The 25,800-nt window shown below is 66.3% G+C and carries 19 protein-coding genes, 1 tRNA gene and 1 other RNA gene; 12 read left to right on the forward strand and 9 right to left on the reverse strand.

Annotated features, from left to right (window positions below; genetic code table 11):
* On the reverse strand, nt 1-897 hold the full coding sequence (locus AC6LJY_RS21140; protein ID WP_314359900.1) for a LysR family transcriptional regulator: 897 nt from the start codon (nt 895-897) through the stop codon (nt 1-3).
* A 141-nt stretch (nt 898-1,038) separates the two neighbouring features.
* Between AC6LJY_RS21140 and AC6LJY_RS21145 the strand changes: the two genes are divergently transcribed.
* From AC6LJY_RS21145 to AC6LJY_RS21160, 4 genes are all read left to right on the forward strand, one after another.
* Complete coding sequence (locus AC6LJY_RS21145; RefSeq protein ID WP_046804445.1) at nt 1,039-1,977, forward strand: dihydrodipicolinate synthase family protein; 939 nt, start codon at nt 1,039-1,041, stop codon at nt 1,975-1,977.
* A gap of 99 nt (nt 1,978-2,076) precedes the next feature.
* Nucleotides 2,077-3,063, forward strand: coding sequence for a Bug family tripartite tricarboxylate transporter substrate binding protein (locus AC6LJY_RS21150; RefSeq protein ID WP_046804446.1), 987 nt, complete (start codon nt 2,077-2,079; stop codon nt 3,061-3,063).
* Nucleotides 3,053-3,757, forward strand: a complete 705-nt coding sequence (locus AC6LJY_RS21155) for an SDR family oxidoreductase (protein WP_314359902.1) — start codon at nt 3,053-3,055, stop codon at nt 3,755-3,757. The genes AC6LJY_RS21150 and AC6LJY_RS21155 overlap by 11 nt, the downstream gene beginning before the upstream one ends.
* A gap of 168 nt (nt 3,758-3,925) precedes the next feature.
* Nucleotides 3,926-4,504 (forward strand): DJ-1/PfpI family protein, encoded by a 579-nt coding sequence (locus AC6LJY_RS21160; RefSeq protein WP_046804448.1) that lies wholly within the window; start codon nt 3,926-3,928, stop codon nt 4,502-4,504.
* A gap of 160 nt (nt 4,505-4,664) precedes the next feature.
* Here AC6LJY_RS21160 and adhP read toward each other — a convergent pair whose 3' ends face one another.
* On the reverse strand, nt 4,665-5,690 hold the full coding sequence (gene adhP / locus AC6LJY_RS21165) for an alcohol dehydrogenase AdhP (protein WP_498136685.1): 1,026 nt from the start codon (nt 5,688-5,690) through the stop codon (nt 4,665-4,667).
* Between the two features lie 298 nt (nt 5,691-5,988).
* On the opposite strand from adhP, the gene AC6LJY_RS21170 reads away from it, so the two are divergent.
* Entirely contained in the window at nt 5,989-6,378 is a 390-nt protein-coding gene (locus AC6LJY_RS21170) for a ribbon-helix-helix domain-containing protein (protein WP_046804450.1), read from the forward strand.
* Nucleotides 6,379-6,489: 111 nt separating this feature from the next.
* On the opposite strand, the gene pbpG is transcribed toward AC6LJY_RS21170, so the two are convergent.
* Nucleotides 6,490-7,734 carry a D-alanyl-D-alanine endopeptidase gene (pbpG, locus tag AC6LJY_RS21175; protein WP_046804451.1) on the reverse strand — a complete coding sequence of 415 codons (1,245 nt, stop codon included), beginning with the start codon at nt 7,732-7,734 and terminating at the stop codon, nt 6,490-6,492.
* Between the two features lie 310 nt (nt 7,735-8,044).
* Nucleotides 8,045-8,119 (reverse strand) — tRNA-Arg (locus AC6LJY_RS21180).
* A 275-nt stretch (nt 8,120-8,394) separates the two neighbouring features.
* On the opposite strand from AC6LJY_RS21180, the gene AC6LJY_RS21185 reads away from it, so the two are divergent.
* On the forward strand, nt 8,395-10,053 hold the full coding sequence (locus AC6LJY_RS21185) for an ATP-binding response regulator (RefSeq protein WP_498136686.1): 1,659 nt from the start codon (nt 8,395-8,397) through the stop codon (nt 10,051-10,053).
* On the opposite strand, the gene AC6LJY_RS21190 is transcribed toward AC6LJY_RS21185, so the two are convergent.
* The 4 genes from AC6LJY_RS21190 to AC6LJY_RS21205 form a co-directional block, all read right to left on the reverse strand.
* Nucleotides 10,043-10,699, reverse strand: a complete 657-nt coding sequence (locus tag AC6LJY_RS21190) for a response regulator (protein WP_498136687.1) — start codon at nt 10,697-10,699, stop codon at nt 10,043-10,045. The two genes, AC6LJY_RS21185 and AC6LJY_RS21190, sit on opposite strands and share 11 nt — an antisense overlap.
* Nucleotides 10,700-10,706: 7 nt before the next feature.
* Nucleotides 10,707-12,662 carry an acetate--CoA ligase gene (gene acs / locus AC6LJY_RS21195; RefSeq protein ID WP_498136688.1) on the reverse strand — a complete coding sequence of 652 codons (1,956 nt, stop codon included), beginning with the start codon at nt 12,660-12,662 and terminating at the stop codon, nt 10,707-10,709.
* Nucleotides 12,663-12,750: 88 nt separating this feature from the next.
* Nucleotides 12,751-14,427: a cation/acetate symporter ActP gene (gene actP, locus AC6LJY_RS21200; protein WP_104144555.1), complete on the reverse strand. Its 1,677-nt coding sequence runs from the start codon at nt 14,425-14,427 to the stop codon at nt 12,751-12,753.
* Nucleotides 14,424-14,702, reverse strand: a complete 279-nt coding sequence (locus tag AC6LJY_RS21205) for a DUF485 domain-containing protein (protein ID WP_046804506.1) — start codon at nt 14,700-14,702, stop codon at nt 14,424-14,426. Before AC6LJY_RS21205 ends, actP begins: the two co-directional genes overlap by 4 nt.
* Before the next feature lie 347 nt (nt 14,703-15,049).
* Here AC6LJY_RS21205 and AC6LJY_RS21210 point away from each other — a divergent pair, with 347 nt between their 5' ends.
* The 4 genes from AC6LJY_RS21210 to AC6LJY_RS21225 all read left to right on the forward strand — a co-directional run bounded on the left by AC6LJY_RS21210 (nt 15,050) and on the right by AC6LJY_RS21225 (nt 22,982).
* Complete coding sequence (locus AC6LJY_RS21210; RefSeq protein WP_046807928.1) at nt 15,050-16,261, forward strand: MFS transporter; 1,212 nt, start codon at nt 15,050-15,052, stop codon at nt 16,259-16,261.
* A gap of 184 nt (nt 16,262-16,445) precedes the next feature.
* Nucleotides 16,446-16,625, forward strand: a complete 180-nt coding sequence (locus AC6LJY_RS21215) for a hypothetical protein (protein WP_314359916.1) — start codon at nt 16,446-16,448, stop codon at nt 16,623-16,625.
* Nucleotides 16,626-16,727: 102 nt separating this feature from the next.
* Nucleotides 16,728-19,391 carry a PD-(D/E)XK nuclease family protein gene (locus tag AC6LJY_RS21220; RefSeq protein WP_498136689.1) on the forward strand — a complete coding sequence of 888 codons (2,664 nt, stop codon included), beginning with the start codon at nt 16,728-16,730 and terminating at the stop codon, nt 19,389-19,391.
* Nucleotides 19,392-19,394: 3 nt separating this feature from the next.
* Nucleotides 19,395-22,982 carry a UvrD-helicase domain-containing protein gene (locus AC6LJY_RS21225; RefSeq protein ID WP_498136690.1) on the forward strand — a complete coding sequence of 1,196 codons (3,588 nt, stop codon included), beginning with the start codon at nt 19,395-19,397 and terminating at the stop codon, nt 22,980-22,982.
* An 80-nt stretch (nt 22,983-23,062) separates the two neighbouring features.
* On the opposite strand, the gene AC6LJY_RS21230 is transcribed toward AC6LJY_RS21225, so the two are convergent.
* Nucleotides 23,063-23,611, reverse strand: coding sequence for a hypothetical protein (locus AC6LJY_RS21230; protein ID WP_498136691.1), 549 nt, complete (start codon nt 23,609-23,611; stop codon nt 23,063-23,065).
* A gap of 114 nt (nt 23,612-23,725) precedes the next feature.
* Between AC6LJY_RS21230 and ffs the strand changes: the two genes are divergently transcribed.
* An RNA gene (gene ffs, locus AC6LJY_RS21235) (signal recognition particle sRNA small type) lies at nt 23,726-23,823 on the forward strand.
* A 151-nt stretch (nt 23,824-23,974) separates the two neighbouring features.
* Nucleotides 23,975-25,800, forward strand: a 1,826-nt coding sequence (dnaX, locus tag AC6LJY_RS21240; protein ID WP_498136692.1) for a DNA polymerase III subunit gamma/tau, incomplete at its 3' end; no start/stop codon positions are given.

The following is a 25,800-nucleotide window of genomic DNA, read 5'->3' on the forward strand; positions in this document are numbered from 1 at the left end:
TTAACCGCGCACCAGCGCCCATAGCTTTTCGGCCACCGGCGCCATGTCCGTCGGCTGCCGAAACAGGCAGATCTCCAGCGGGATATCCCATTGCGGCCCGCCGGCGCGCACCAGCATGCCCTGCTGCAAATCGTCGCGCACCAGCATGTCGGGCAGCCAGGCAACGCCCCGGCCCTGTACCGCCATGGACCGCAGCAGCGTGGCATGCGGTCCCACAAAGGTTGGCTGGATGCGTTCGGCCGCCACGGGCTGGTGCCGCAACTGGCTGGCCACGATGCGGCCCAGGCCAGACGTGGTGCCATACGCCAGGAAGGGCACCGCGCCGTCGCCGTCCAGCGTATGCGCCGGCTGGTCCGGCGCGCCGCCTTTGGCCGGCGCGCTGACGGGCACCAGCACGTCGGTACCCAGGCACACCTTGGGATAGGCGAATTCATCCAGCCGGCTGGCTACCTGAGGATGACGGTGGCACAGCAGGAACTGCACGCGACGCTGCGCCATCAGGTCTTCGCAGGCCTGGAAACTGTCGGACATCATCTGGATGGCGCCGACTTCCATCCTGGTTTCCAGCCGCGTCAGCCATTTGGGGAAGAACGACAACGCCAGCAGATGCGTCGCGGCAAAGCGCAGGCTGGCGCCGTGCTGCGCGTGGGCGGCCATGGCCTTGATGCGCGCGGCCTCCAGGTCGGCCATCACCTGCTTGAGCAGCGGCAGGAATTTCTGGCCCGCCGCGGTCAGCTCGGTGGGGTGGGTGCTGCGGTCGAACAGGTCGGCGCCCACCCATTCTTCCAGCGCGCGAATGTGTCGGCTGAATGCCGGTTGTGCGATGGCGCGAGCTTCCGCCGCGCGCGAAAAACTGCCTGTCTCGGCCAGGGCGCAAAAGTCCTCCAGCCAATTCATGTCCAAAGGTCGATTTCCGGGTCCCATGAGGTGTGTGCGCCGCAGCAAAAATAATTCTATGCAATTCGAGTATTGGACGGCCGCAAGGGGCTACCGCGATCATAAAGCCATTCCAACACGTACAAGATACGGAGACGCAGCATGGCTTCCATCTCGAATTACCGCGGCATCATCCCGGCAATTTCCTGCCCCTTTACCGCCGACCACCGCATCGACGAACCCGCGCTTCGCCGCCTGGCGTCGTGGCTGGCCGGCCATGAAGGCGTGGTTGCCGTCATGACCAACGGCCACACCGGCGAGGTGTTTTCCCTGACCCCGTCCGAACGCACGCAGGTCACCCGTATCGTGGCCGACGAGCTGCGCGGCAAGCTGCCGGTGATTTCGTCGATTGTGTGCGAAGGCATTGCCGAGGCCACGGAACATGCCCGCGCCGCGCGGGAAGCGGGCGCCGCCGCATTGGACGTCATGCCGCCTCATCACTGGCTGCGCTTTGGCTTCACGCCCGGGCACGCGCTGGATTATTTCGACGCCATACACCGCGCCGCGCCCGACCTGGACCTGGTGTGCCACGTATATCCCGCGTGGACGCGCGCCTCGTATTCGTCGCAGCTGCTGGCGGACCTGGCCCGCCTGCCTTACGTGCAGGCGTTCAAGGTGGGCCAGCGTGACATGAACAAATATGCCCGCGACATCCAGGCGCTGCGCGACGCGGATGCGTCCAAGGCCATCCTGACCTGCCACGACGAATACCTGCTGGCCTCGATGGTGCAAGGCGTGGACGGCGCGCTGGTGGGCTTCGCCACCTTCATCCCGCAACTCATCATTGACCTGTGGGAAGCCGTCAAGGCGGGCGACCTGAAGCGCGCCCAGCAGGTGCAGGCGCTGATCACGCCGCTGAAAGATGCGGTCTACGGCGGCGGCGAGCCCACTGGCGAGGCGCATGCCCGCATGAAGGCCGGCATGTACCTGGCCGGAGTGCTGGACAACGCCACCGTGCGCCCGCCCACCGAGGCGCCCGGCGACGCCGACATGGACGCACTGCGCGCGGCGCTGTCGAACGCGAAGTTGCTAGCGCGCTAGCACCGATTGCGCGCGTGGCGGCACGCAAGCAGGCGGATGGCTTTGGGGCCATACCGCCGCACGATGCCGCAACGGATAATCAATAAGAGGAGGCAAATCATGCAAAAAAGAATCGTGTTGCGCGGCCTGGTTGCGCTGTGCGTTGGTCTTGCCGGCGCCGGGGTGCAGGGTCTGGCGCAGGCCCAGGCCCAGAACAGCTATCCGTCGCATCAGGTCCGGTTTGTGATTCCCTTTCCGCCTGGCGGCACGCTGGACATGCTGGGCCGCGATCTGGCCCAGAAGCTCAGCGAGCAGACGGGGCAAACCTTCATCGTGGAGAACCGCTCGGGCGGCAACGGCATCATCGGCGCCGACGTGGTGGCCAAGTCGCCGGCCGATGGCTACACCCTGCTATTTAACGCGTCGACCTTCACGACGGCGCCGATGACGATGAAGTCGGTGCCTTACGACGTCGACAAGAACTTTGTGCCCGTGGCCCTGGCGGGCAAGGCGCCGTTGTCCCTGTCCGTGAAAAAAGACCTGCCGGTGACGGACCTGGCCGGCCTGCTGGCGTATGCCAAGCAGAACCCGGGCCGCCTGACTTTTGCCGTGGGCTCGATCGGGTCGGCCGGCCATCTGGCTACAGAACTGCTCAAGCGCCAAGGCGGCCTGGACTACACGGTGATCCCGTATCGCGGCACGTCGCCCGCGCTGCAAGACCTGGTAGGCGGGCGTATCGACGGCTTCATCGACCCCGTGCTGGGCGCGGTGTCGTACTACAAAAGCGGCATGCTGAAGATACTGGCCGTGACGTCCGAGGCGCGCTTGCCCAACCTGCCCGACGTGCCCACCGTCAGCGAAATCTTGCCGGGTTATCAGTTCTATAGCTGGTACGGGCTGTGGGCGCCGGCCGGCACGCCCGCCCCCGTTGTCGAGAAGTTGAACGCCGAGGTCAACAAGGCCCTGTCCTCGGGCATGACGGCTAAGTACGAACAGCTGGGGGTGACCTTGACGCCGGGGTCCGCCGGTGCGTTCGCGCAATTCCAGAAAGACGACATGGCGCGCTCGCTCAAGATCGTGCAAGAGGGGCGCATTCATGTCGAATGAACGCAGCGCCGGCCTGGCCGTGGTGACAGGCGCCACGGGCGGCATCGGGCTTGCCATCGTGCAGCATCTGCTGAAGGCGGGGTGGCAGGTGGCGGGCCTGGACATCGGGCCGGCCGTGGCGCGGCACGATGCCTATCGCCACATTACCGTCGACCTGTGCGACGAGGCGGCAACGCGGCGCGCGCTGGATACGCTCAAGGATGCGCGCGCGCTGGTTCATGCCGCGGGCATATTGCGGGTCGGGCCCCTGGCGCTGATGGACCCGGCCGACGGCGAGCGCATGTGGAAGCTGCACGTGGATGTCGCCGTTCGCCTGGCGCAGATCCTGACGCCCGAGATGGCCGCGCGCGGTGATGGCCGTGTGGTGCTGATCGGTAGCCGCGTGGCGCAGGGCATGCCGGGTCGCAGCCAGTACGCCGCGTCCAAGGCCGCGCTGGTGGCATTGGCGCGCAGCTGGGCCGCCGAACTGGCGCCGCAGGGCGTGACGGTGAACGTGGTGTCGCCGGCCGCCACGCAGACGGCCATGCTGGATGACCCGGCGCGCGCGGCCAGCGCGCCGCGCATGCCGCCGATCGGCCGGCTGATCCAGCCCGACGAAATCGCGGCATTGGTGCACTTTCTGATGTCGCGCGAGGCGGCGGCCATCACCGGCCAGGACATCGCGATCTGCGGCGGCGCATCGCTGCCGCGCTGAACGCCTTTGCGGCACCACGCGGGATGCCACGCTTGCCTGCCGCGCGCGTGGTATCCCATTACCACCATCCGTCTTCGCGGCGGGGGCACAATGGCCGCTACAACATCAAGAACCGGGCCCCACCACGCTGGGCGCGCAACCGGCTGCCCTCATCCCAAGGAGACTTCCATGAGCAAAAGACTGTTGATGCTGGTCGGCGATTACGCCGAAGACTACGAAACCATGGTGCCGTTCCAGACGCTGCTGGCCGTGGGGCACACCGTGCACGCGGTCTGCCCGGACAAGAAAGCGGGCGACACCATTGCCACCGCCATCCACGACTTCGAAGGCGCCCAAACCTACAGCGAAAAGCGCGGCCACAACTTTGCGCTGAATTTTGATTTTGCCCGCGTCGAACCGGCGTCGTATGACGGCCTGGTCATTCCGGGCGGCCGCGCACCGGAATACCTGCGCTTGAACGAAAAGGTATTGGAGATCGTGCGTTATTTCGATCAAGCCGGAAAGCCGATCGCTGCCGTGTGCCATGGCGCGCAGTTGCTGGCCGCTGCCGGCATCCTGAAAGGCCGCACCTGCTCGGCGTACCCGGCGTGCGCACCGGAAGTGCGTCTGGCGGGCGGCACCTATGCCGAGATCGGCATCGACCAGGCCTATACCGACGGCAACCTGGTGACCGCGCCCGCGTGGCCCGCGCATCCGGCATGGCTGTCGCAGTTCCTGGCGGTGCTGGGCACGAAGATCACGCACTGACGCGACGAGCGCGCAACGGCTCCCCGGGGCATGGGAGTGCCCCGGGGAGCCTTTGCGTTCAAGCCATCAAGCCATCAAGCGATCACGGGATCACGGGATCACGGGATCACGGGATCACGCCCCGAAAGCCCTTGTGTTCAACCGATTCCGTCAGGTCGGGTCAGGCAAAGTCCAGCACGACGCGGCCTTCGATCTGCCCTTGCTTCATGCGGTCGAACACGCTGTTGATGTTCTCCAGCCGGTCCGTGGAGACGGTCGCGCGGACCTTGCCCTCTTCGGCGAATTGCAGCGATTCCTGCAAGTCCAAGCGCGAACCCACGATGGAACCGCGCACGGTCACGCCGTTGAGCACCATGTCGAAGATGGACAGCGGGAAGTCGCCCGGTGGCAAGCCGTTCAGCGCCACGGTGCCGCCGCGCCGCACCATGCCCAGCGCCTGTTCGAAAGCCTTGGGCGACACGGCGGTGATCAGCGCGCCATGGGCGCCGCCAATTTCACGCTTCAGGTAAGCCGCCGGGTCTGTCGTCCGGGCATTGACGGTGACTTCGGCGCCCAGGCGGCGAGCCAGATCCAGCTTGGCGTCGTCGATGTCCACGGCGGCCACGTTCAGGCCCATTGCGCGGGCGTATTGCACGGCCATGTGACCCAGCCCGCCCACGCCCGAAATCACGACCCAGTTGCCGGGCCGCGTGTCCGTCATCTTCAAGCCTTTGTAGACGGTCACCCCCGCGCACAGCACGGGCGCAATGTCGATGAAGCCAACGTTCTTGGGCAGCAGCCCCACGTAGTCGGCGGCGGCCAGCGCGTACTGCGCGAAGCCGCCGTTAACGGAGTAGCCGGCGTTCTGTTGCTGTTCGCACAGGGTTTCCCAGCCGCCCAGGCAATGTTCGCAATGGCCGCAAGCGGAATACAGCCACGGGATGCCGACGCGATCGCCTTCTTTCACATGGGTCACGCCCGCGCCCACCGCCACCACGTGGCCGACGCCTTCGTGGCCGGGAATGAAGGGCGGGTTGGGTTTGACGGGCCAGTCGCCCTGCACGGCATGCAGGTCGGTATGACAGACCCCGCAGGCCTCGATCTTGACCAGCAATTCGCCCGGCCCGGGTCGCGGCACCGCGACTTCCTCGATCACCAGGGGTTCACCAAATGCGCGCGCTACTGCGGCCTTCATGGTTTTATCCATCTCTACCTCCGAAGTCAGGTCTGTTTCACCATGCTCGAACGCGGACAGCTTTTAATCCATGATTTATATCAACCCGTAGTTGATGGAAGGCGATAGGAAACGTGTCGTTGCAGAATCGTTAGGCTCTGGCCCCAAAATGCCGGGGTCGCGGGCCGCGTATTCAAGGGTCAACGGGACGGGGCAGGGCGCGGCGCATGGCGGCGGCGTGGCATCTTGCAGCCGCCGCGCCAAACGTCGTACAGTGGTCCACCGCAGGCGCGCCGTCTGGCATGGCGCGCCGACCTTGCAGGAGCCCCCCATGTGTGAAATCTTCATCCGCGCAAGCGAGCAGTCGTACGCGCCCGAAACCCGGTCTTTGCGCCTGCACGGCGTGGCAACCAGCTTGCGGCTGGAACGGCTGTTCTGGCAAACCCTGGAAGAAATCGCGGGGCGAGACGGCATGCGCGTTACGCAACTGATTGAGCGCCTGTACGACGAACTGGTCGAATATCGGGGCGAAGCCGCCAACTTCACGTCGTTCCTGCGCGTGTGCTGCCTGCGTTATCAACTGCTGCAAGCCGATGGCCGGATTCCGCGCGACGCGGCCGTGCCGATCCAATCGCTGAACCCGCAAGCCGTGCTGCAAGGCCTGCCCGCTTCCATGTACGACGCTGAGCCGCTGCGCGCCAAACGCCGCGCCGCCGCGTAGCAAGACCGAATTGCGCCGGCGAACGTAGCGCATTCAAGCGCCGCGCATCCAAAAGAAAAGGCCCGATCAGATCGGGCCTTTTCATTGCGCAGCGCTTAGCGGGTCAGGCGTTCAGCCACCCGGTTGAATCGACGCCAGCGCCACTTCGTTCTGCACGATACGGCGAATGCGCACCGCATCGCCAATCCGTGACAGCTTGCCCTGCGAATCCAGCAGCACGATGGCCAGGTCGCGGCCATTGATGCGAGCCAGCATCACCAGGCATTCGCCGGCTTCGTTGATGTAGCCGGTCTTGGACACCTTGATGTCCCAGTCGGGCTTGCGCACCAGCAGGTTGGTGTTGCGGAAGGTTTGCGTGCGGTTGTTGATTTCAACTTCGTACTCGGTGTCGGTCGAGTAGCGGTGAATCAACGGCCGCTGCGAGGCCGCGCGCAGCAGGCGGGCCAGATCGTGCGGCGACGACACGTTGTTGCTGGACAGGCCGGTGGGCTCGATAAAGCGCGTGCTGGTCATGCCCAACGATTGCGCCTTGGCGTTCATGGCGGCCACGAACGCCGGCAGGCCGCCCGGGTAATGGCGGCCCAGCGCGTTGGCGGCGCGGTTCTCGGAAGACATCAGTGCCAGGTGCAGCATGTCGCCGCGCGACAGCTTGGTGCCCACGCGCAGACGCGACGTTGTGTGCTTCAGGCCATCGACGTCGTCGTCGGTGATCTCAAGCATTTCATCCATCGGCAAGTTGGCGTCCACCACGACCACGGCGGTCATCAGCTTCGAAATGGAAGCGATGGGGCGCACCACGTTTTCGTTCTTGGCAAAGAGGACGGTCGAGGTTTCCAGGTCTTGCACATAGGCGGTGCTGGATCGCAGCGCCGCCGCTTCCGCGCGTACCGACGAGGCTGGCGGCGGCATGGCTGCCGACGCAGCCCCGGCCGCAGCCAGGCGCTGGGCGCGGCCGGGCTTGTTCGGCTTGCCGTTCTTGCCCGTGGCGGCGGCGCCTTTCTTAGGCGGCGTGGCCTTGGCGGCCACCTGCTTGCCGCCCTTGGGCGCGGCGTTCTTGGCGGTGGACGAAGACTTGGGCGGGGCTTTCTTGGCGGTGGACGAAGATTTGGGTGCGGCTTGCTTGGCAGAGGCCGAAGACTTCGGCGCGGCTTGCTTGCCCGCCGACGTCTTGCCGGCGCTGGCCTTGGGAGCAGGCGCTTTCTTGGCTTGTTGCGCCTTGCAAGCCGCCGATTTGGCGTTGGTCTTGCAAGGGTCAGAATTTTTCGCGGCTTGCGCGGCGGGGGGCAGGAGCGCGCACAGCGCCAGCGCCGCCGGCGCTACCGCGTTCGCAATTGCACGTTTCCAGGAAAATGCCATGGTTGAGCAGGCTTGTCAGTCTGTGAAAAAGTATTTCTTAAGCCGGCGTGACGTCGGTTCAGGAAAAGTCCAGATGAATTAGGGGCTTACGCGTCGAATTTAAACAGCACATCAAGTTGCACGCAAGGCGATTCGCCATCTTGCCCGAAAAAAATATCGGTGACGTATTGACGAAGATTCAATTCGTCACAAGGAGCGACATGAGAAGCTACCGGCGCAAGGCGCGTGAGCGTAGCCCGGATTAACCCTCATCTGGCTGAACGCGTGGCATGGCGGGAAGCAAATTGGCGTGGGAATCGAGGCCGGAGGGTGGCCTCGCCGGGTGGAATCGAACCACCAATTGACCCTTAGGAGGGGCCGGTTATATCCATTTAACTACGGCGAGACGGTCAGGCTGGGGTCGCGCATGGGGTGGCGACCGGGCCAGAGTTTATCACTGCCTTGGGCCTTCAGCGGCGTACAGCCACCGGCGGCGGCCGGTGCAAAGGGTATGGCGGGCTTGCCCGCCCGACGGCTTCGTACTTGTCTGATATTGCAGGCCAGACGTCAGCCCGGAGCGCGTTCGCCGCCGCGCCCGCGTCATAATGCGCAACGCCGCCGGGCATCATCACAATTACAACTTGCGCCCTCGGCCCACGCCCTATGCAGGAGACTTGCGCCATGACGCTGGGCTGGCTTGCGCTTGCCTTGTTCGCCCTTGCCCCGCTCGCGGTTGCCGCGCTTCGGTGGGCGGGACGCTTTCGGCCCGGCGCGGGGGCGCTGCCCCGCGTGCCCGACCTGCTGGCCACGTTGGACAGCATCGATCAGGGCGTCAGCGTGGTGGATGCCCGTATGCGGCTGGTGGCGTGGAATCGGCAATATCAACATTTTTTTGACTATCCGGACGGCCTGCTCAAAGTCGGCCGACCCGTCGCGGACGTGATCCGCTTCAACGCTCGGCGTGGCAAATTTGGCTCGGGACCTGGGCTGGATATCGAAGCGGTCGTGCGCAAGCGGGTCGGCTTCATGCGGGCGGGCACCGTCTATCGCGGCCAGCGCACGTTGCGGTGTGGGCGGGTGGTGGAGCTTCGGGGCCGGCCGTTGCCGCGAGGCGGCTACGTCACCAGCTACCGCGACATCACCGACTTCAAGCGCGTGCAGCTTCAACTGCGCGACATTCATGACACCTTTGAGCGGCGTGTCAGCGCGCGCACCCGCCAGATCGAGGCGGCGCAGCAGTCACGCACGCAGTTTCTGACGGCGGTAAGTCACGATGTGCTGCAACCGATCAACGCGGCGCGCTTGTTTGCGTCGGCGCTGAACGAGGAACATGAGCCCGAGGCGCAGCGCTACCTGGCCGGGCGGATCAACACGTCACTGCGCGCGGCCGAAGAGCTGCTTGACGGCTTGCTCGATGTGTCGCGCCTGAACGCCGGCATGTTGCAGGCAGAGCCTTGCGACTTCGACGTCGAACCGCTGCTGCGCCAACTGGCGGACCAGTACGGCCTGGTCGCGCTGCGGGCGGGCTTGCAATTGCGCCTGCATGCCAGGCGCCCGCTGCCGGTGCGCAGCGACCCGCGCCTGTTGCGCCGCATCTTGCAGAACTTCCTGGCCAATGCGCTGCGCTACACACGCAGCGGCCGCATCCTGTTAAGCGCGCGGCCCTGCGGCGGGCACGTGCGCTTGCAGGTCTGGGACACCGGGCCGGGGATTGCGCCCCATCAGCTACGCACCGTCTACGACGAGTTTCAGCGCCACGCCCCGGAGCAGGACGAGCCCCTTCGCGGGTATGGTCTGGGCCTGTCCATCTGCCGGCGGTTTGCCTCGCTGCTGGGGCATCCGCTGGACGCGCGATCGGCCGTTGGGCGCGGCAGTGTGTTTTCGATCAGCGTGCCGCGATCAAACACGTGCCTGCAAGGGCCGCCGCCGCGCCTGGAACGCCCGCTGTCGCATGGCTCGCTACAAGGCCTGCGTGTGTTGTGCCTGGATAGCGACCCCGACGTGCTTGGCGGCATGCAGGCGCTGCTGGGCCGCTGGCAGGCCAGCGTGCTGTGCGCCACCACGCTGGACGAGGCGCTGTCGATGATGCGGCATCAACCGCACGTGCTGCTGGTGGACTATCACTTGCGCGACCGCCTTGACGGCCTGGACAGCCTGGATGCGCTGCGCGCGGCCGCGCCGTCCGTACGAGGCGCGTTGCTGTCGGTGGACGGCGATAGCGCCTTGAAGCAGGCTGCGCGGTTACGCGGCTATCGGGTGCTGGCCAAGCCCGTCAAGCCCGCGTCGCTGCGCGCCTTCCTGGCCGCAAAACTGCGCGCTCAGGCCACGCTCAAACCTTGATGCCGCAACGCCAGGTGCCCAGCCCCAGGCGTTCGGCAATCAATACCGCCTGCGTCCGGTTGGACACGCGCAGCTTGCGCATGATGGCCGTCATGTGCGCCTTGATGGTGGCTTCGGACACCTGCAATTCATGTGCGATCTGTTTGTTCAACAGCCCGGCGCCCACCATCTGCAACACGCGAAACTGCTGTGGCGTCAGTTCGCGTACGCTGGCCGCCATCATGGGTTCGCGTGCCGCCGACGCCCGGGCGGCAGGGGTGGCGCCTGGCACCCAGGCGCCACCGTCCATCACGTGGATCAGGGCCGCGCGCAGCATTTGCGCATCGGACGATTTCGGGATGAAGCCCATCGCGCCGTGATCCAGCGCCCGCCGTATCAGCAGCGGATCTTCATGCGCCGACACAATGACGATCGGCAGTTGCGGATGTTGGCCGCGCAACTGTTTCAGCGGCCCCAGGCCCGACGAGCCGGGCATGTCCAGGTCCAGCAAGAGCAGGTCGGCGTCGGGGCAGGAATCGACCAGGTCGTAAAGCACGCTGACCTGGTCGGCCTCGTGGATGACCGCACCGGGAAAGACCCGGCCGATCACACCACGCAGGGCTTCGCGAAACAGCGGGTGGTCATCGGCGATAAGCAGGACAGGCATCGGCCGATCATGCCACACGCCGTTCGCGGACCAGCGCCTGCACCACCGACGGATCGGCCAGTGTGGTGATGTCGCCCAGATCGTCCACGGAGTTCTCGGCAATCTTGCGCAAGATGCGCCGCATGATCTTGCCCGAGCGCGTCTTGGGCAGGCTGGGCGCCCATTGCAGATGGTCGGGCGTGGCGATGGGGCCGATCTCGCGGCGCACGTGCGCCACCAGTTCGTGACGCAGCGCATCGGACGGTTCCGCGCCCGCCTTCAGCGTGACATACACGTAGATGCCCTGGCCCTTGATGTCATGCGCGAAGCCCACGGCCGCGGCCTCCGCCACCTTGGGATGCAGCACCAGCGCGCTTTCCAGTTCGGCGGTGCCGATGCGGTGCCCGCTGACGTTAAGCACATCGTCCACGCGCCCGGTGATCCAGTAGTCGCCGTCTTCGTCGCGGCGGCAACTGTCGCCCGTGAAGTACATGCCGGGGTAATCCTTGAAGCAGCTCTGGATATAGCGCGGTTCGTCACCGTACACGGTGCGCGCCTGCCCCGGCCACGAGTCGCGGATGAACAGGTTGCCCTCGCCGGCGCCCTCGATCATGGCGCCGGTCTTGACGTCAACAAGCTCGGGCCGGATGCCGAAGAACGGCGTGCCGGCCGCGCCGGGTTTGGCGGCCTTGGCGCCGGGCAACGGCGAAATCAGGATGCCGCCGGTTTCGGTCTGCCACCACGTGTCCACGATGGGGCAACGGCCCGCGCCGACTACGCCGTGATACCAGCGCCAGGCTTCCGGGTTGATGGGTTCGCCCACCGTGCCCAGCAAGCGCAACGACTGGCGTGACGTGCGCAGCACCGGGCCCGGGCCTTCGCGCATCAGGGCGCGGATGGCGGTGGGAGCGGTGTAGAAGATGGTCACGGCATGCTTGTCGATAACCTGCCAGAAGCGCGAGGCGTCCGGGTAGCTGGGCACGCCTTCGAACACGACGGTGGTGGCGCCGTTGGCCAGCGGGCCGTACACCAGATAGCTGTGGCCGGTGATCCAGCCGACGTCGGCCGTGCACCAGAAGACATCGCTGTCGCGAATGTCGAAGATGGCGGCGTGCGTGTAGGCGGCGTAGACCAGATAACCGCCCGTGGTGTGCAGCATGCCCTTGGGTTTGCCGGTGCTGCCCGACGTGTACAGGATGAACAGCGGGTCCTCGGCGTTCATGCGCTCGGGCAGGCAGTCGGTGGACTCGGCTTGCATCAGCTGATCCAGCCAGTGGTCGCGGTTGGCGGTCATGGTGACGGGCGTGCCGGCGTGGGGCACCACCAGCACGGTGCGCACGCCTTCCATGCCCGGCATGTTCAGCGCGGCGTCCACGTTGTCTTTCAGGGGGATGCCGCGGCCCGCGCGGCGGCCGCTATCGGCGGTGATGATGGCTTTAGCGCCGCAGTTGCGCACGCGGTCCGCGATGGAAGCGGGCGCGAAGCCGCCGAACACCACGTTGTGCACGGCCCCGATGCGCGCGCAGGCCAGCAACGCCACGACGGTTTCGACGATCATCGGCAGATAGATCGTGACGCGGTCGCCCCGCCCGATGCCTTGGCGGCGAAGCGCGTTGCCCATCTGGCAGACCTTGGCGTGAAGCTCGCGATACGTGATGCGTTGCGAGGGCAGGTCGGGGTCATCGGATTCCCAGATCAGCGCGACCTTGTCGCCGCGCGCTTCCAGGTGCCGGTCCAGACAGTTGACGCTGACGTTGAGCTCGCCATCGGCATACCAGCGGATGTGAAAGTTATCGGCCGACAAGTCCACGTCGCGAATCTGGGTGGGTTCCTGATACCACTGCAAGCGCTTGGCGGCGTTTGCCCAAAACGCGTCGGGGTCTTGCAAGGACGCCGCGTACTGCTGCGCGTATTGCTCCTGCGTCACCGTCTGCGGCCCGGCAAACCCTTGCGGGACGGGGTAGCGATCGGGGATGGGTTCCATTAGGGCTCCTGGGGCGGTTGATGGCAGATCGTTATCGGGCACGGTGCATGTTCATGTTCATGTTCATGTCCGTATTCATGCGCGGCGCTCAATGCGCAACCGCCGTGGTGGCGCCGATGCCCGTCTGGCTGCGCACGGTCAGCGCGTCGAAGGCCTCGGCTTCTTGTTGTGCGCGCGGGCTGTTGTCCAACTTTGAAAACAGCCAGATCGAGAAGAACGCAAGCGGGATGGACAGGATGCCGGGGTTCGGAAAGGGCGTGATGGGGGTGGCGAAACCGAACACATCCACCCAGACGGTGTCGCTTAGCACGACCCACAGCGTGGCGCTGGCCAGCCCCAGGAAGCCGCCGATGGTGGCCCCGCGCGTGGTGCACCCGCGCCAGGAAATGGAGAGCACCAGCACCGGGAAGTTGGCGCTGGCCGCGATGGCGAACGCCAGGCCCACCATGAAGGCCACGTTCTGGTTTTCAAACACGATGCCCAGCAAGATCGCCATGATGCCCAGCGCGATGGTGGACAAGCGTGAAATGCGCATCTGCTGGCGTTCAGTGGCGCGGCCGCGTGCAATGACGTTGGCGTACAGGTCATGCGAAATGGCCGCCGCGCCGGCCAGCGCCAGCCCGGCCACCACCGCCACGATGGTGGCGAAGGTTACCGCCGCCAAAAAGCCCAGCAACAGGTTGCCGCCGACGGCGTTGGCCAGGTGCACCGCCACCATGTTGGTGCCGCCGATTAGGCTTTTCAGCATGTCGAACTTACCGTCGGCTCCCGTGACGAAATACTCGGGATGGCGCACCAGCAACGCCACCGCGCCAAAGCCGATGATGAACGTCAGCAGGTAGAAGTAGCCGATGAACGAGCTGGCGTAGATGACCGATTTGCGCGCTTCTTTCGCGTTGGACACGGTGAAGAATCGCATCAGGATATGCGGCAGGCCAGCCGTGCCGAACGCCAGCGCAATACCCAGCGACAAGGCGTTAAGCGGGTTGCTGCTGACCTGCGCGCCCGGCGCCAGCAGTTCGCGGCCGGACGGGTGCACCCGCGTGGCTTCGGCCAGCAAGGCGTCGGGGCTGTAGCTGAACGCAGCCATGACCAGCACCGTCATCAATGTAGCGCCCAGCAGCATCAGCACGGCCTTGATGATCTGCACCCAGGTGGTGGCCGTCATGCCGCCGAAGGCCACGTAAATCATCATCAGGGATCCGACGATGACCACGGCCACGTTGTAGTCCAGCCCGAACAGCAGCACGATCAGCTTGCCCGCGCCCACCATCTGCGCAATCAGGTACAGCGCGATGATCAGTAGCGATGCGCTGGCGGCCAGCACTCGCATCGGCGTTTGCGCCAGCCGGAACGAGGTCACGTCGGCGAAGTTGTAGCGGCCCAGGTTGCGCAGCCGTTCCGCGATCAGGAACATGACCACGGGCCAGCCGAACAAGAAGCCGATGGCGTAGATCATGCCGTCGAAGCCGCTGACGTACACCATGCCCGCGATGCCCAGGAACGAGGCGGCGGACAGGTAGTCGCCCGCGATGGCCAGCCCGTTCTGAAACCCCGACAGGCCGCCGCCGGCGGTGTAGAAATCAGACGTCGTGCGGGTGCGCTTTGCGGCCCAATAGGTGATGCCCATGGTGCCCGCGATGAACGTCAGGAACATGACGATGGCGGACATGCTGGCCTGGCCGGTGGTGGCGGCGCGTGCCGATCCGGCCAGCGCGCAACCCGATATGAAAATCAATGCGGCGCCCAGTTTCTTGTTTTTCATGACACGTCCTTGATGATGGCGGCCAACAGCGGGTCGAACACGGAATTGGAGATATGCACGTAAGCGGAAATCAACACCACGGCGCTGCACACGACCAACGTGCCGGTCAGCACGCCGATGCTCATCGTCATGTCCGGCACGGGGCTGCCGAAGAAGACGGGGTCGAATGCGAGCGTCAGGATGAAGCCGGCGTAGATGACGGCGGTGATGGCGAAGAACAGCAGGCTGGTGCGACTGCGGCGTCGCAACAATTCCTGGTATTTGGGATGGCGCATGACGGCGTCGGTGATGGTGGCGGGGGTGGCGGAGGGGGCGGGGTTGGCGCCGGGGGTGGGGTCGGGGGTGGGCACGGTCGGGCTCCTTGTTGTTATTGCCGGACGGCGTGTAGGCATCCGGGTCGGCCCGCGCAGCGATGCCTTGCGGGCCTCTGCCCAATATAGAGACGCATCACCAGCTCGGACACTCGACCTTGGTCGTACGGGGTAGGCCCTAGTGACAGCGCGGCATAAAGCGTGATTCGCCAGAAGGGCTATTACGGTTTGGCGCGCGGCGACTTGTATATGATGTTTGCCGAGTCCCGAGGAGGGGACGCAAACCCACACAACAACCAGACACGGGTTTCATGTCTACGCAAACCGATACGATTTCCACGCGCACCCTGATCCTGGGCACCCTGGTGGTGCTGCTTGCCATGGGCGTGCGCGCCACCTTCGGCCTGTTCATGCAGCCGATGGGCCTGGCCCACGGCTGGGGCCGCGATGTCTTTTCCATGGCCTTCGCGCTACAGAACCTGGTCTGGGGCGTGGCCTGCATCTTCATGGGCATCCTGGCCGACCGCTACGGCTCGGGCCGCACCATCGCGCTGGGCGCCGTGCTGTACATGTTGGGCATGATCGGCACCCGCTTCGCCACCGATGAAACCACCTTGTACCTGTCGGCCGGCGTGCTGGTCGGGCTGGGGCAGGCGGGCACGACGTTTCCGGTGATCCTGCCGGTCGTGGCGCGCGCGGTGCCGGCGGCCTACCGCAGCACGGCCATGGGCATTGCCAGCGCGGGCGGCTCGTTGGGCCAGTTTGCCGTGGTGCCGACCGGGCAGGCGCTGATCACCGGCATGGACTGGCCCGGTGCGTTGTGGGTCTTGTCCCTGTTCGTGGCCTGTGCCGCGCCGCTGGCCTATTACCTGCGCGGGCGCCCGCAAGCGCAGTCCGGGCCGCAGCAGTCGCTGGCGTCCGCGGTGCGGCAGGCCGTGCGCCATCCGTCGTTTCACTTCCTGTTCTGGAGCTACTTTGTCTGCGGCTTTCACACCGCGTTCATCACGCTGCACTTGCCGGCCTACGTGACGGATGGCGGCTTGACGGCGGGGCAGGGCGCGACGGCGGTGGCGTTGATCGGCCTGTTCAATGTGCTGGGCTCGTTCTATGCGGGCAAGCTGGGCGGCAAATACAGCAAGAAGCGGCTGCTGGCCGTGGTGTATTTCATGCGCGCGTTCGGCATCCTGCTGTTGCTGGCGGTGCCGCTGTCGGCGTGGGTGCTGTACGTGTTCGCCGCGTGGATGGGTCTGTTCTGGCTGGGCACCGTGCCGCTTACCCAGGGGCTGATCGGGCAGATCTACGGGCTGCGCTATGCCGCCACGCTATCGGGCATCGTGTTCCTGGGCCACCAGCTGGGCAGCTTTATCGGAGTGTGGTTGGGCGGGTACGCGTACGCCAAGACCGGTAATTACGACATGGTCTGGTGGCTGGGCGTGGCGCTTGCCGTGATTGCCGCGCTGCTGTGCCTGCCGGTGCGCGAACAGCCGGTCACGCCTGTGGAGACGCGCCCCGTATCGGCCTGAGATGGCGTGGTGGCTGGCGCCGGTTCGGAACCGCTTCGGAACCGCTTCGGAACCGCTTGGAAACCGCTTCGAAACCGCTTCGAAACCGGCCCAAAATCGCCGTTACGCTTGCCTGCCCCCTTCGTGTTTGTTTGAAACCGAGATAAAACTGTCCCGCAATTTCACCGAAATCGACGCGCCTGTGATGCCCTCCCACGATCCTTCGCTGCCGCCTGCCCAACCGCCCGCCGCCCGCCGCCATCGCGCCTGGCGCGCTGCGGGCGTGCTGGCGCTGGCGGCGGTGCTGGGCCTGGCGTTCTGGGGCTACACCACGCCCAACATGCAGGTGCATTGGGAAAACCTGGCATCGCTTTGCGGCTTTTAGCCGCCTTTGCCCCGGCGGCTCGCGGTATCCTACGACGGTAATTTTCCCGTCGTTTTTTTCGTCTTCCCGCGCGGCCTTCGGGCGCGCGATTTACGGATGCCCATGCAGGACGCGTCGCTTTCCCATCCCTTTCTATCGCTGCCGGATATCGGCGCCCTGGCCGCCGCCGACACGCTGGTGTTGACGGTGAACAACCGGCTGTCGCGCCGCCTGACGCTGGAACTGGCCGGGCTGCTGCGCCAGGAACGCCAGGTCAGCGAGTTGCCGCGCATCCTGCCGCTGTCCGCCTGGCTTGCCGAATCCGCCAACGAGCTGGCCTTCGAAGCGGACGACGACGTGCCCGCCTATCGGCTGGACAGCTTCGCCACGCAACTGGTCTGGACCGAAGCCATCCGCGCCGAAGAAGCCGAACGCGTGCTGCTGGACGCCAGCCAGGCGGCCAGGCTGGCGATGGACGCCGACCTGCTGATGGACGAATGGGACCTGCACGTGCCTTCGGGCGCCGACACGGACGAATATCGCGGCTTTGCGCGCTGGCGCGTGCGCTACCGGCAAACGCTGGCCGGCATCGACGCCGAAGACGCCAACCAAGGCTACGCACGTGTGCTGCGCGCGTTGGAAGAGGGCCGTCTGCGCACGCCCGCGCAGTTGGTCCTGGCCGGCTTTACCGATATGTCGCCGCGATTTCGCCGCCTGCTCAGCGCCTTTGAAATGCAGGGTTCGCGGGTGTCGCAATGGCGTGACGAGCAGCGTGTTGAAACGGTGGCGTGCCGTTTCGAAGCGGCCGACCAAGGCGCCGAATGGCGCGCGGCGGCGGCTTGGGCTGCCGGCCAATTGAAGGCGCATCCGCAAGGGCGCTTTGCGATCGTCTCGCCGCAGCTGGAAGCCGAATCGCCATTCGCGCGCCGCATCTTGAGCCAGGCGCTGGCCGGTCGCGACGGCGCGCCCGCGCATGCCTTCAACGTGGCCGTGGGCCGGCCACTGAATGAATGGCCGATGGCGCGTGCCGCACTGGCGTGGCTGCGCGCGTTGGCGGAATGCGCAAGCGGCAAGGGCTGCGGCGTAGACGTTCTGGGCGCGGCCTTGCTGGCCGGGCATTGTGCCGGCGATGTCCGCGACCGCGCGCGCCTGGCCGCCATCGACGCGCGCTGGCGCCGTCAAGCCGTACAACATGTCAGCCCGCATGATTGGAAAAAACTGCTGGCCGATCTTCCCGCGCTGGCGCCGGCTTGGCATCAGGCGCTGGAAATCTGGACGCAAGGCGGCCGCCAGGCGACGTGCGATGTCTGGATGCTGCGCATGAAAGCGGCGCTGACGGCGCTGGGTTTTCCGGGCGAAGGCGTGTTGGACAGTGTGGCCTACCAGGTCATGGGCGCATTGGGCGACGCGCTGGGCAGCTTTTCGGCCTTGGCGCCGGCAGCCGGCCGGCTGGGCGGGGTGGCGGCGGTCAACCTGCTGCAAAGCGTGGCGCGGTCGGCATCGTTTCAACCGCAGCGCGATCCCACGGCGCGCCTTGACGTGCTGGGCCTGCTGGAAGCCGAAGGCGGCTATTGGGACGGCGTCTGGATGCTGGGTTTGACGGACGACGTGCTGCCGGCCTCGCCCAAGCCCAACCCGCTGTTGCCGCTGGCAGTGCTGCGCCAGGCCAAGGCGCCACGCGCCACGCCGGAACGTGAACGCGAATGGGCCGAAGGCATGTACGCCGCGCTGTGCCGCTGCGCGCCCGACATCATCGTCAGCCACGCGCACATGGACGGGGAACGCGAGCTACGGCCATCGCCGCTGATCGCGGGCGCCTTGCTAAGCGACTGGATGCCGCCGGCGGCGGCTCCCACTGCGCCCTTGCCGCAAGAGTCGCTGGACGACAATCTGGGGCCGCCACTGGCGCCGGGCAACCGGGGCGGCGGCGGGCTGGACGTGCTGGACACGCAGGCGCGCAACCCGCTTTGGGCGTTCGTGCGCCACCGCCTGGGCGGGCGCGAGCTGGCGCCTTATGCCGACAGCGCCACGGTCAACGTGCGCGGGCAGTTCCTGCACAAGGCGCTGGAATTGGTATGGGGCATGATGCCCGACCAGGACACGCTGCATGAAATCATGGCCACGAACCGGCTGGCGGCCTTGCTGGAGCAGGCCGTGGCGCAGGCTGCCGACGAAGAACTCAAAGACTACGCGCCCGCGTTGAAGGTGCTGGAATGCCAGCGCGCGCGCGCCGTGCTGGCCGCGTGGCTGGACATGGAAGCGCAGCGCTTGCCGTTCGCGGTTGCCCAGGTCGAAAAAAACCACCAGTGGCAACGCGGCGCGTTGAACCTGAAATTGCGTCTGGACCGTATCGACACCCTGGCCGATGGGCGCAACGTCATCGTCGATTACAAGACGGGCGTGGCCGCCGCCAAGCCGGAACCCGATTGGTCGCGCAGTCGGCCCGTGAATGTGCAGTTGCCGTTCTACGCGTCGGTGCTTGCCGATGCCGCGGGCGGCGAGGTCGCCGGGCTGGTGCTGGCGCAGATCCATGCTCGGCAGGTCGCGGCGCAAGGGCTGGCCGATGAAGACCTTGGCGTGCCCGGGGTGACGCTGGCCAGCGACAGCAAGTTCTTCGATGGTCTGACATGGCCCGAGATCCGGCAGCGTTGGCGCGTTGCCATCGAAGCGCTGGCGGATGAGTATGTGGCGGGCGTGGCCACCAACATGGCCTACCGCCGGGACGATTTGAAATACTGCGATGCATTGCCGTTCTTGCGTTTGCATCTTGACGACGAGGACGCCTAAGCCATGGCCGACACTGAACGCCTGCCACAGGACCACGCCGCGCGTACCGACGCGCTGGATCCCACCCGCTCTTTTCTCGTGCAGGCGCCGGCCGGCTCGGGCAAGACCGAACTGCTGACCGACCGCATCCTGGCGCTGCTGGCCACGGTGAACCGGCCCGAGGAAATTGTCGCCATCACGTTCACGCGCAAGGCGGCATCCGAGATGCACGCGCGCGTGTTGAGCAAGCTGCGCCGTGGGCTGGACGCCCCGCCCGAGGCCATGCACGAGCGCCGCAGCTGGGAACTGGCGCGCGCCGCCTTGGCACGCAATGCCGAGCAGGGCTGGCATCTGCTGGACCATCCGGCGCGCCTGGCCATACGCACCATCGACTCGTTTTGCGCGGGCCTGGTGCGCAGCATGCCGTGGCTGTCCGAGCTGGGCGGCATGCCCGACATTACCGACGATGCACGCGCGCACTACGAAGCGGCGGCGCGCGCCACGCTGGATCTTGCCGATGACTACGACGCGGTGCGCGTGTTGCTCAAGCATCTGGATGTGGACGTGCAGGCGGCCAAGGATGCCCTGGCCGACATGCTGGGGCAGCGCGACCAGTGGCTGCCGCTGCTGCGCCACGGCTCCGATCGCGCCGGCATGGAAGCGATGCTGGCCGAGGCCATCGGCGAAGACCTGGACGCGCTGTGCGACGCCATGCCGCTGGGCTGGGCCGATGCGCTGTGCGGCCCGGCCCGCCTGGCCGCGTCCCATTTGCAGGATGGTGACGACGACAACAAGCTGCTGGCGCTATTGGACTGGACGGAAGAACTGCCGCCGGACGCCGAAATGCTGGACCAGTGGCGAGCCGTGGCACATCTGCTGTTGACCGGCACCGGCAGCCTGCGCAAGACCGTCAACAAAAACCTGGGCTTTCCGGCCAAGTGCGCGCACAAGGAACCCTTTGTGGCATGGCTGGAATCGGCCGACGGGCAGGCCGCCTGGGTGCGCCGCCTGCACGCCGTGCGCGACATTCCGGCGCCGCATTTCACGGACGCGCAATGGGAAGTGCTGGGCGCGCAGTTGATGACGCTGGCGCTGGCGGTGGCGCAGCTGCGCCTGCGCTTCGCGGACAAAGGCGAGGTCGATTTCATCGAAATCGCGCAACGCGCGGCCGCTGCGCTGGGCAGCGCCGATGATCCCGGCGAACTGTTGCTGAAACTGGACGCGTCCATTCGCCATCTGCTGATCGACGAATTCCAGGACACCAGCCAGACACAGCTGGACTTGCTGCGCACGTTGACGTCGGGCTGGCAGGCGGGCGACGGGCGCAGCCTGTTCCTGGTAGGCGACCCGATGCAATCGATCTACCGGTTTCGCAAGGCGGAAGTGGGCCTGTTCCTGGAGGTGGCCGATATCGGCGTGGGCGAATTGACGCCTGATTTCCTGAACCTGACCGACAACTTCCGCTCGCAGGCGGGCATTGTGGAATGGGTGAACCGTTCGTTTGCGGGTCTGCTGCCCCGGCGTAGCGACGCCGCGGCGGGCGCCATCGCGTACAGCCCGTCCACCGCGTTCCACGAGGCGCTGCCCGACCCCGCGGTGCGATTCCACCCCGCTTGGTCGCGCGCGGGCGGCACGCCCGCCGAGGAGCAGGCAGAAGATATCGCCGTCGGCCTGGTGCGTCAGGCGCTGATCGATCACAAAGGCGCCAAGCACCCCGTGGCGGTGTTGGTGCGCGCGCGCAGCCATCTGGGCAATCTGACGCGCCGGCTGGCGCAGGAAGGCATCCGCTGCCGCGCCGTGGACCTGGTGCCCCTGGCGCTGCGGCCGGTGGTGGCCGACCTGGTGCAACTGGTGCGCGCGCTGTCGCACCCGGCCGACCGCATGGCCTGGCTGTCGGTACTGCGCGCCCCGTACTGCGGGCTGACGCTGACGTCCCTGCAACGCCTGTTCGGCGACGACCACGTCACGCCGGTCCCGGTACTGCTGGAACGCGCGCTGCGCATGACTCCGGCCACCGCTCCGACGGCGGCTGCTGGCGCCTCGCGAGTCGTCGCGCCGGCGCGCGGTATCTCCGCCAGCGGCGCGCAAGGCTCGTTGTTTGACGCCAGTCCAGACGCCGCAAACGGTGCCTCGCAATCCGCACCGTTGGACAGCGCATCGTCCGGCGTCGGCCGTGTTGCACAAGGCGCATGGCCTGAAGCCGAATCGCCCGCGCCAGAGCCGCCATTGGCGCAAGCCCTGCTGAGCCCCGACGAATTCGAACGGCTGCGGCAAGTGGCGGCCGTGCTGCTGGACAAGCGCAATGCCTCGGGCGCGATGCCGTTCGCCGCCTGGGTGGAATCCCTGTGGCGCCGCTTGGGCGGCCCCGCGCTGTATGCCGGCCTGTCGGTGTCGAACGACGCCGAAAGCCTGTTCCAGCTGGTCGAACGCCTGGCCCCGCACGGGGCCATCGACCCCGCAGCGCTGGACGCCGGGATCTCGCGCTTGTTCGCCGCGCCCGACGCGGCGGACGAGGACGACGGCGCCGTCGAGATCATGACCATGCACAAGTCCAAGGGCCTGCAATTTGAAACCGTGATCCTGTACGGCCTGCATCGCGCCCCGCGCGGCGACCAGGCGCCGCTGGTGCGTTTCGAACAAAGCAGTGGCCGCGTGCTGTTCGGCCCCGTCAAGCCGCGCGCCGAGGTCGAGGCCGACCCGATATCGCGCTACCTGGGCGCCCGCGAGGCCCGCCGCGCATCCTATGAAATCGACCGCCTGCTGTACGTGGCCGCCACCCGCGCGCGCAAACGCCTGCACCTGGTGGGCCACGTGTCCATTGACGAAGCCAGCGGCCAGGTCAAAGCCCCGCCATCCGCCAGCCTGCTGGGCCGCCTCTGGCCCTGCCTGGTCACCCCTGAACCGCCCCCGCTGGACCAACAGCCCGAACCCGACGCCGCCGACACTCCCGAATGGCAAGGCGAGCCCCTGCGCCGCGTCGCCGGCGACGGCCTGACGCAATTGGCCCAACAGTCCAACGTCCTTATCAGCGCCGGTTTCGGCACGGCCGACCGCGGCGCCTGGGGCGACGGCACCGAACACCCCGCCTGGCAACTGGAAGCCGGCTACGACGCCGCCATCGGCACGCTGGCCCACGCCTGGCTTGCCCGTATCGGCCAAGACGGCGTACAAGCCTGGCCGCCCGAAGCCCTGACCGACCGCCTGCCCGCCATGCGTCGCCAGCTGACCCGGGCCGGCATCCCCGCCTCCCAAGCCGACGACGCCGCCGAAGCCGTACTGGAAACGCTGCAAGCCACCCTGTCCGACGAACGCGGCCTATGGCTGCTATCCCAATCCGGCGCCCGCCGCGAATGGCCCCTGATCGACGCCGCCGGCAAGGTCTCCGTCATCGACCTGGCGCTGAGCACCGAAGACGGCTGGCTGATCGTCGACTACAAAACCGGCCGCCCCCACCCCGGAGAACCCCCCGCCGCCTTCGCCACCAGAATGCGCCAACGCCACGGCGACCAACTCCTGCGCTACTGCTCGCAAGTCACGTCCCTAGACGGCCGCAAAGCCAAAGCCGCCCTCTATTTCCCCCGAGCCAAAGCCTGGATCGACCTGCACCAATAACCAAAAGCCCCCTGGCCCCAAACAAATAACCCCGCCCCAAAGCCGCCAAGCAACCCCAGGCAACCCGCTCGCGAACGCCATCAATGCAAGCCAAACATACAGATAAGGCGCAAGCAAGGCCAAGCAAGGCAAGGCGGAACAAGGCAACGCAAGGCGAGCACGGCAAGCCGGACCAAGGCAAGCCGGACCAAGGCAAGCCGGACCAAGGCAAGCCGGACCAAGGCAAGCCGGACCAAGGCAAATCGGACCAAAGCAAGCTGGACCAAGGCAAACCGCAGTGAGGCAAACCGGAGCAAGGCAAACCGGAGCAAGCTAAAGCGCAGCAAGCCGAAGCGCAGCAAGCCGAAGCGAAGCAAGCCAAAGCGAAGCGAGGCAAGCGAAGCAAGGGCAAAGCGAAGCAAGGGCAAAGCGAAGCAAGGGCAAAGCGAAGCAAGGGCAAAGCGAAGCAAGGCAAAGCGAAGCAAGGCAAAGCGAAGCAACGCAAAGCGAAGCAAGGCAAAGCGAAGCAAGGCAAAGCGAAGCAAGGCAAAGCGAAGCAAGGGCAAAGCGAAGCAAGGCAAAGCGAAGCAAGGCAAAGCGAAGCAAGGCAAAGCGAAGCGAGCCAAAAATGGCAAGCGAAGCAAAGCCATCACCCCCTCCCCCTCGGGGGGAGGGCCGGGGAGGGGGCAACATACCGCCCCTCAGGGGCCCGCCAACCGGAAGGCTGCAAGCAAGCGAAGCGCAGCTCTGCTAGAATTCCGGTTGGCGGGCCCCTCCGCATGGTTCGACGGTGAACCTGGTCAGGTCGGGAACGAAGCAGCCATAGTCGTTTAGGGTCAGTGCCGGAGTAAGGCTCGCCAACCGGATTCTTCAAAGCAAAGGGTCATGATTTCATTTCATGGCCCTTCGCTTTCAAGGGGGACGGGGTTATTTTCCAGGGATTCGTTCCACGGGAATAAGCCCGTCCCCTTTGCATTTCAGCCAGCACGCGAAACAGGCTCTACAATCCAGCCATGACTTATCTGGTACTGGCCCGCAAGTGGCGGCCGAGATCGTTCGATACCCTCGTGGGACAGGATCACGTGGTGCGCGCGCTGACCCATGCGCTCGACACCCAACGCCTGCACCATGCCTGGTTGTTCACCGGCACGCGGGGCGTGGGCAAGACCACGTTGTCCCGCATCCTGGCCAAGTCCCTCAACTGTGAAACCGGCATCACGTCCAAGCCTTGCGGTGTCTGCCGCGCTTGTACCGAGATCGACGCCGGACGCTTTGTCGACTACCTGGAACTGGACGCGGCCTCGAACCGCGGCGTCGAGGAAATGACGCAGTTGCTGGAACAGGCGGTGTACGCGCCGGGCGCGGGGCGCTTCAAGGTCTACATGATCGACGAAGTGCACATGCTGACCGGCCACGCCTTCAACGCCATGTTGAAGACGCTGGAAGAACCGCCCCCCCACGTTAAATTCATCCTGGCCACCACGGACCCCCAAAAGATCCCGGTGACGGTGCTGTCGCGCTGCCTGCAATTCAACTTGAAGCAGATGCCGGCCGATTCCATCGTCGGGCACCTTCAAGCCGTGCTGGGCCACGAAGAGGTCGCGTTTGAAGTGCCCGCCCTGCGCCTGATCGGCCAGGCCGCGCAAGGGTCCATGCGCGACGCGCTGTCGCTTACCGACCAGGCCATTGCCTATAGCGCCGGCAACATGACCGAGGACGCCGTGCGCGGCATGCTCGGCACCATCGACCAACGCCACCTGGTGCGCCTGCTTGAGGCCTTGGCCACCGGCGACGCCAAGGGCGTGCTGGCGGTTGCCGACGAACTAGCCATACGCGGCTTGTCGTATGCCGGCGCCTTGGCCGACCTGGCAGTGTTGCTGTCGCGTGTCGCGATCGAGCAGCGCGTCACGGGCGTCACGCCCGCCGAAGATCCGTTGGCCGCCGACATTGCGCGGCTGGCGCTGGGCCTGCATCCCGACGCCGTGCAGCTGTTCTATTCCGTGGCGGTACACAGCCGAGGCGAACTGACGCTGGCACCCGACGAGTACGCAGGCTTCATCATGGCCTGCCTGCGCATGCTGGCGCTGAACGGCGATGCGGGTCCGCAGACCGCGCTGGAAGCGCCCGCCACGCCCGCTCGCCAGATGGCGGAGCCGGCGACAGTGGCGGCAGCGACTGCGGCCGATGCGTCGGCCGCGCCGGTGGCTCATGCTGCGGCTGCGGCTGCGGCTGCGGCTGCGACTGAGGCTGCGGCTGCGACTGAGCCTTCTGCCGCGCCCGCCGCTACTCCCGTCGCTCCCACAACTGCTCCTGTCGCTCCCGCAGCTGCCCCTGTTGTTGCACCCGCAGCGGCTTCTGTCTCTGCACCCGCAGTTGCACCCTTGGCCGCGCCAGCATCCGCGCCGATGTCGGTCTCTGCGACGGCTTCGACGGCGAGCGCCGTCGGCCAGGCCGCACCCTCGGTGAACGCCGACTCGACGGCGGCCGCCGCCTCTAACGCAGCAGCGGAGGCCCCGACGAACTCGTCCGGTTCAATGGCCGCCAATGCTCCAGTGGTCGCCTCACCGGCGGTTGCTTCTCCGGCGATTGCTTCTCCGGCGATTGCTTCTCCGGCGATTGCTTCTCCGGCTGTCGCCTCACCGACCGTCGCTGCTCCGACCGTCGACGCCACAGGTGCCGACTTCGCGCCCGCCGCGCCGCAGGTGGCCATCGCGTCGGCACAAGCTGGCGCAGCTGCTCAGCAGGCCGCTGCTTCCCCAGCCGTCGCCTCTGCGGATGGCGTGCCACCCTGGGAAGACCTGCCTGAAGACTCCGCGCAACCGGCAAGCACGGTTGCATC

The sequence above is a fragment of the Achromobacter sp. RT286_PF genome, assembly GCF_059760425.1.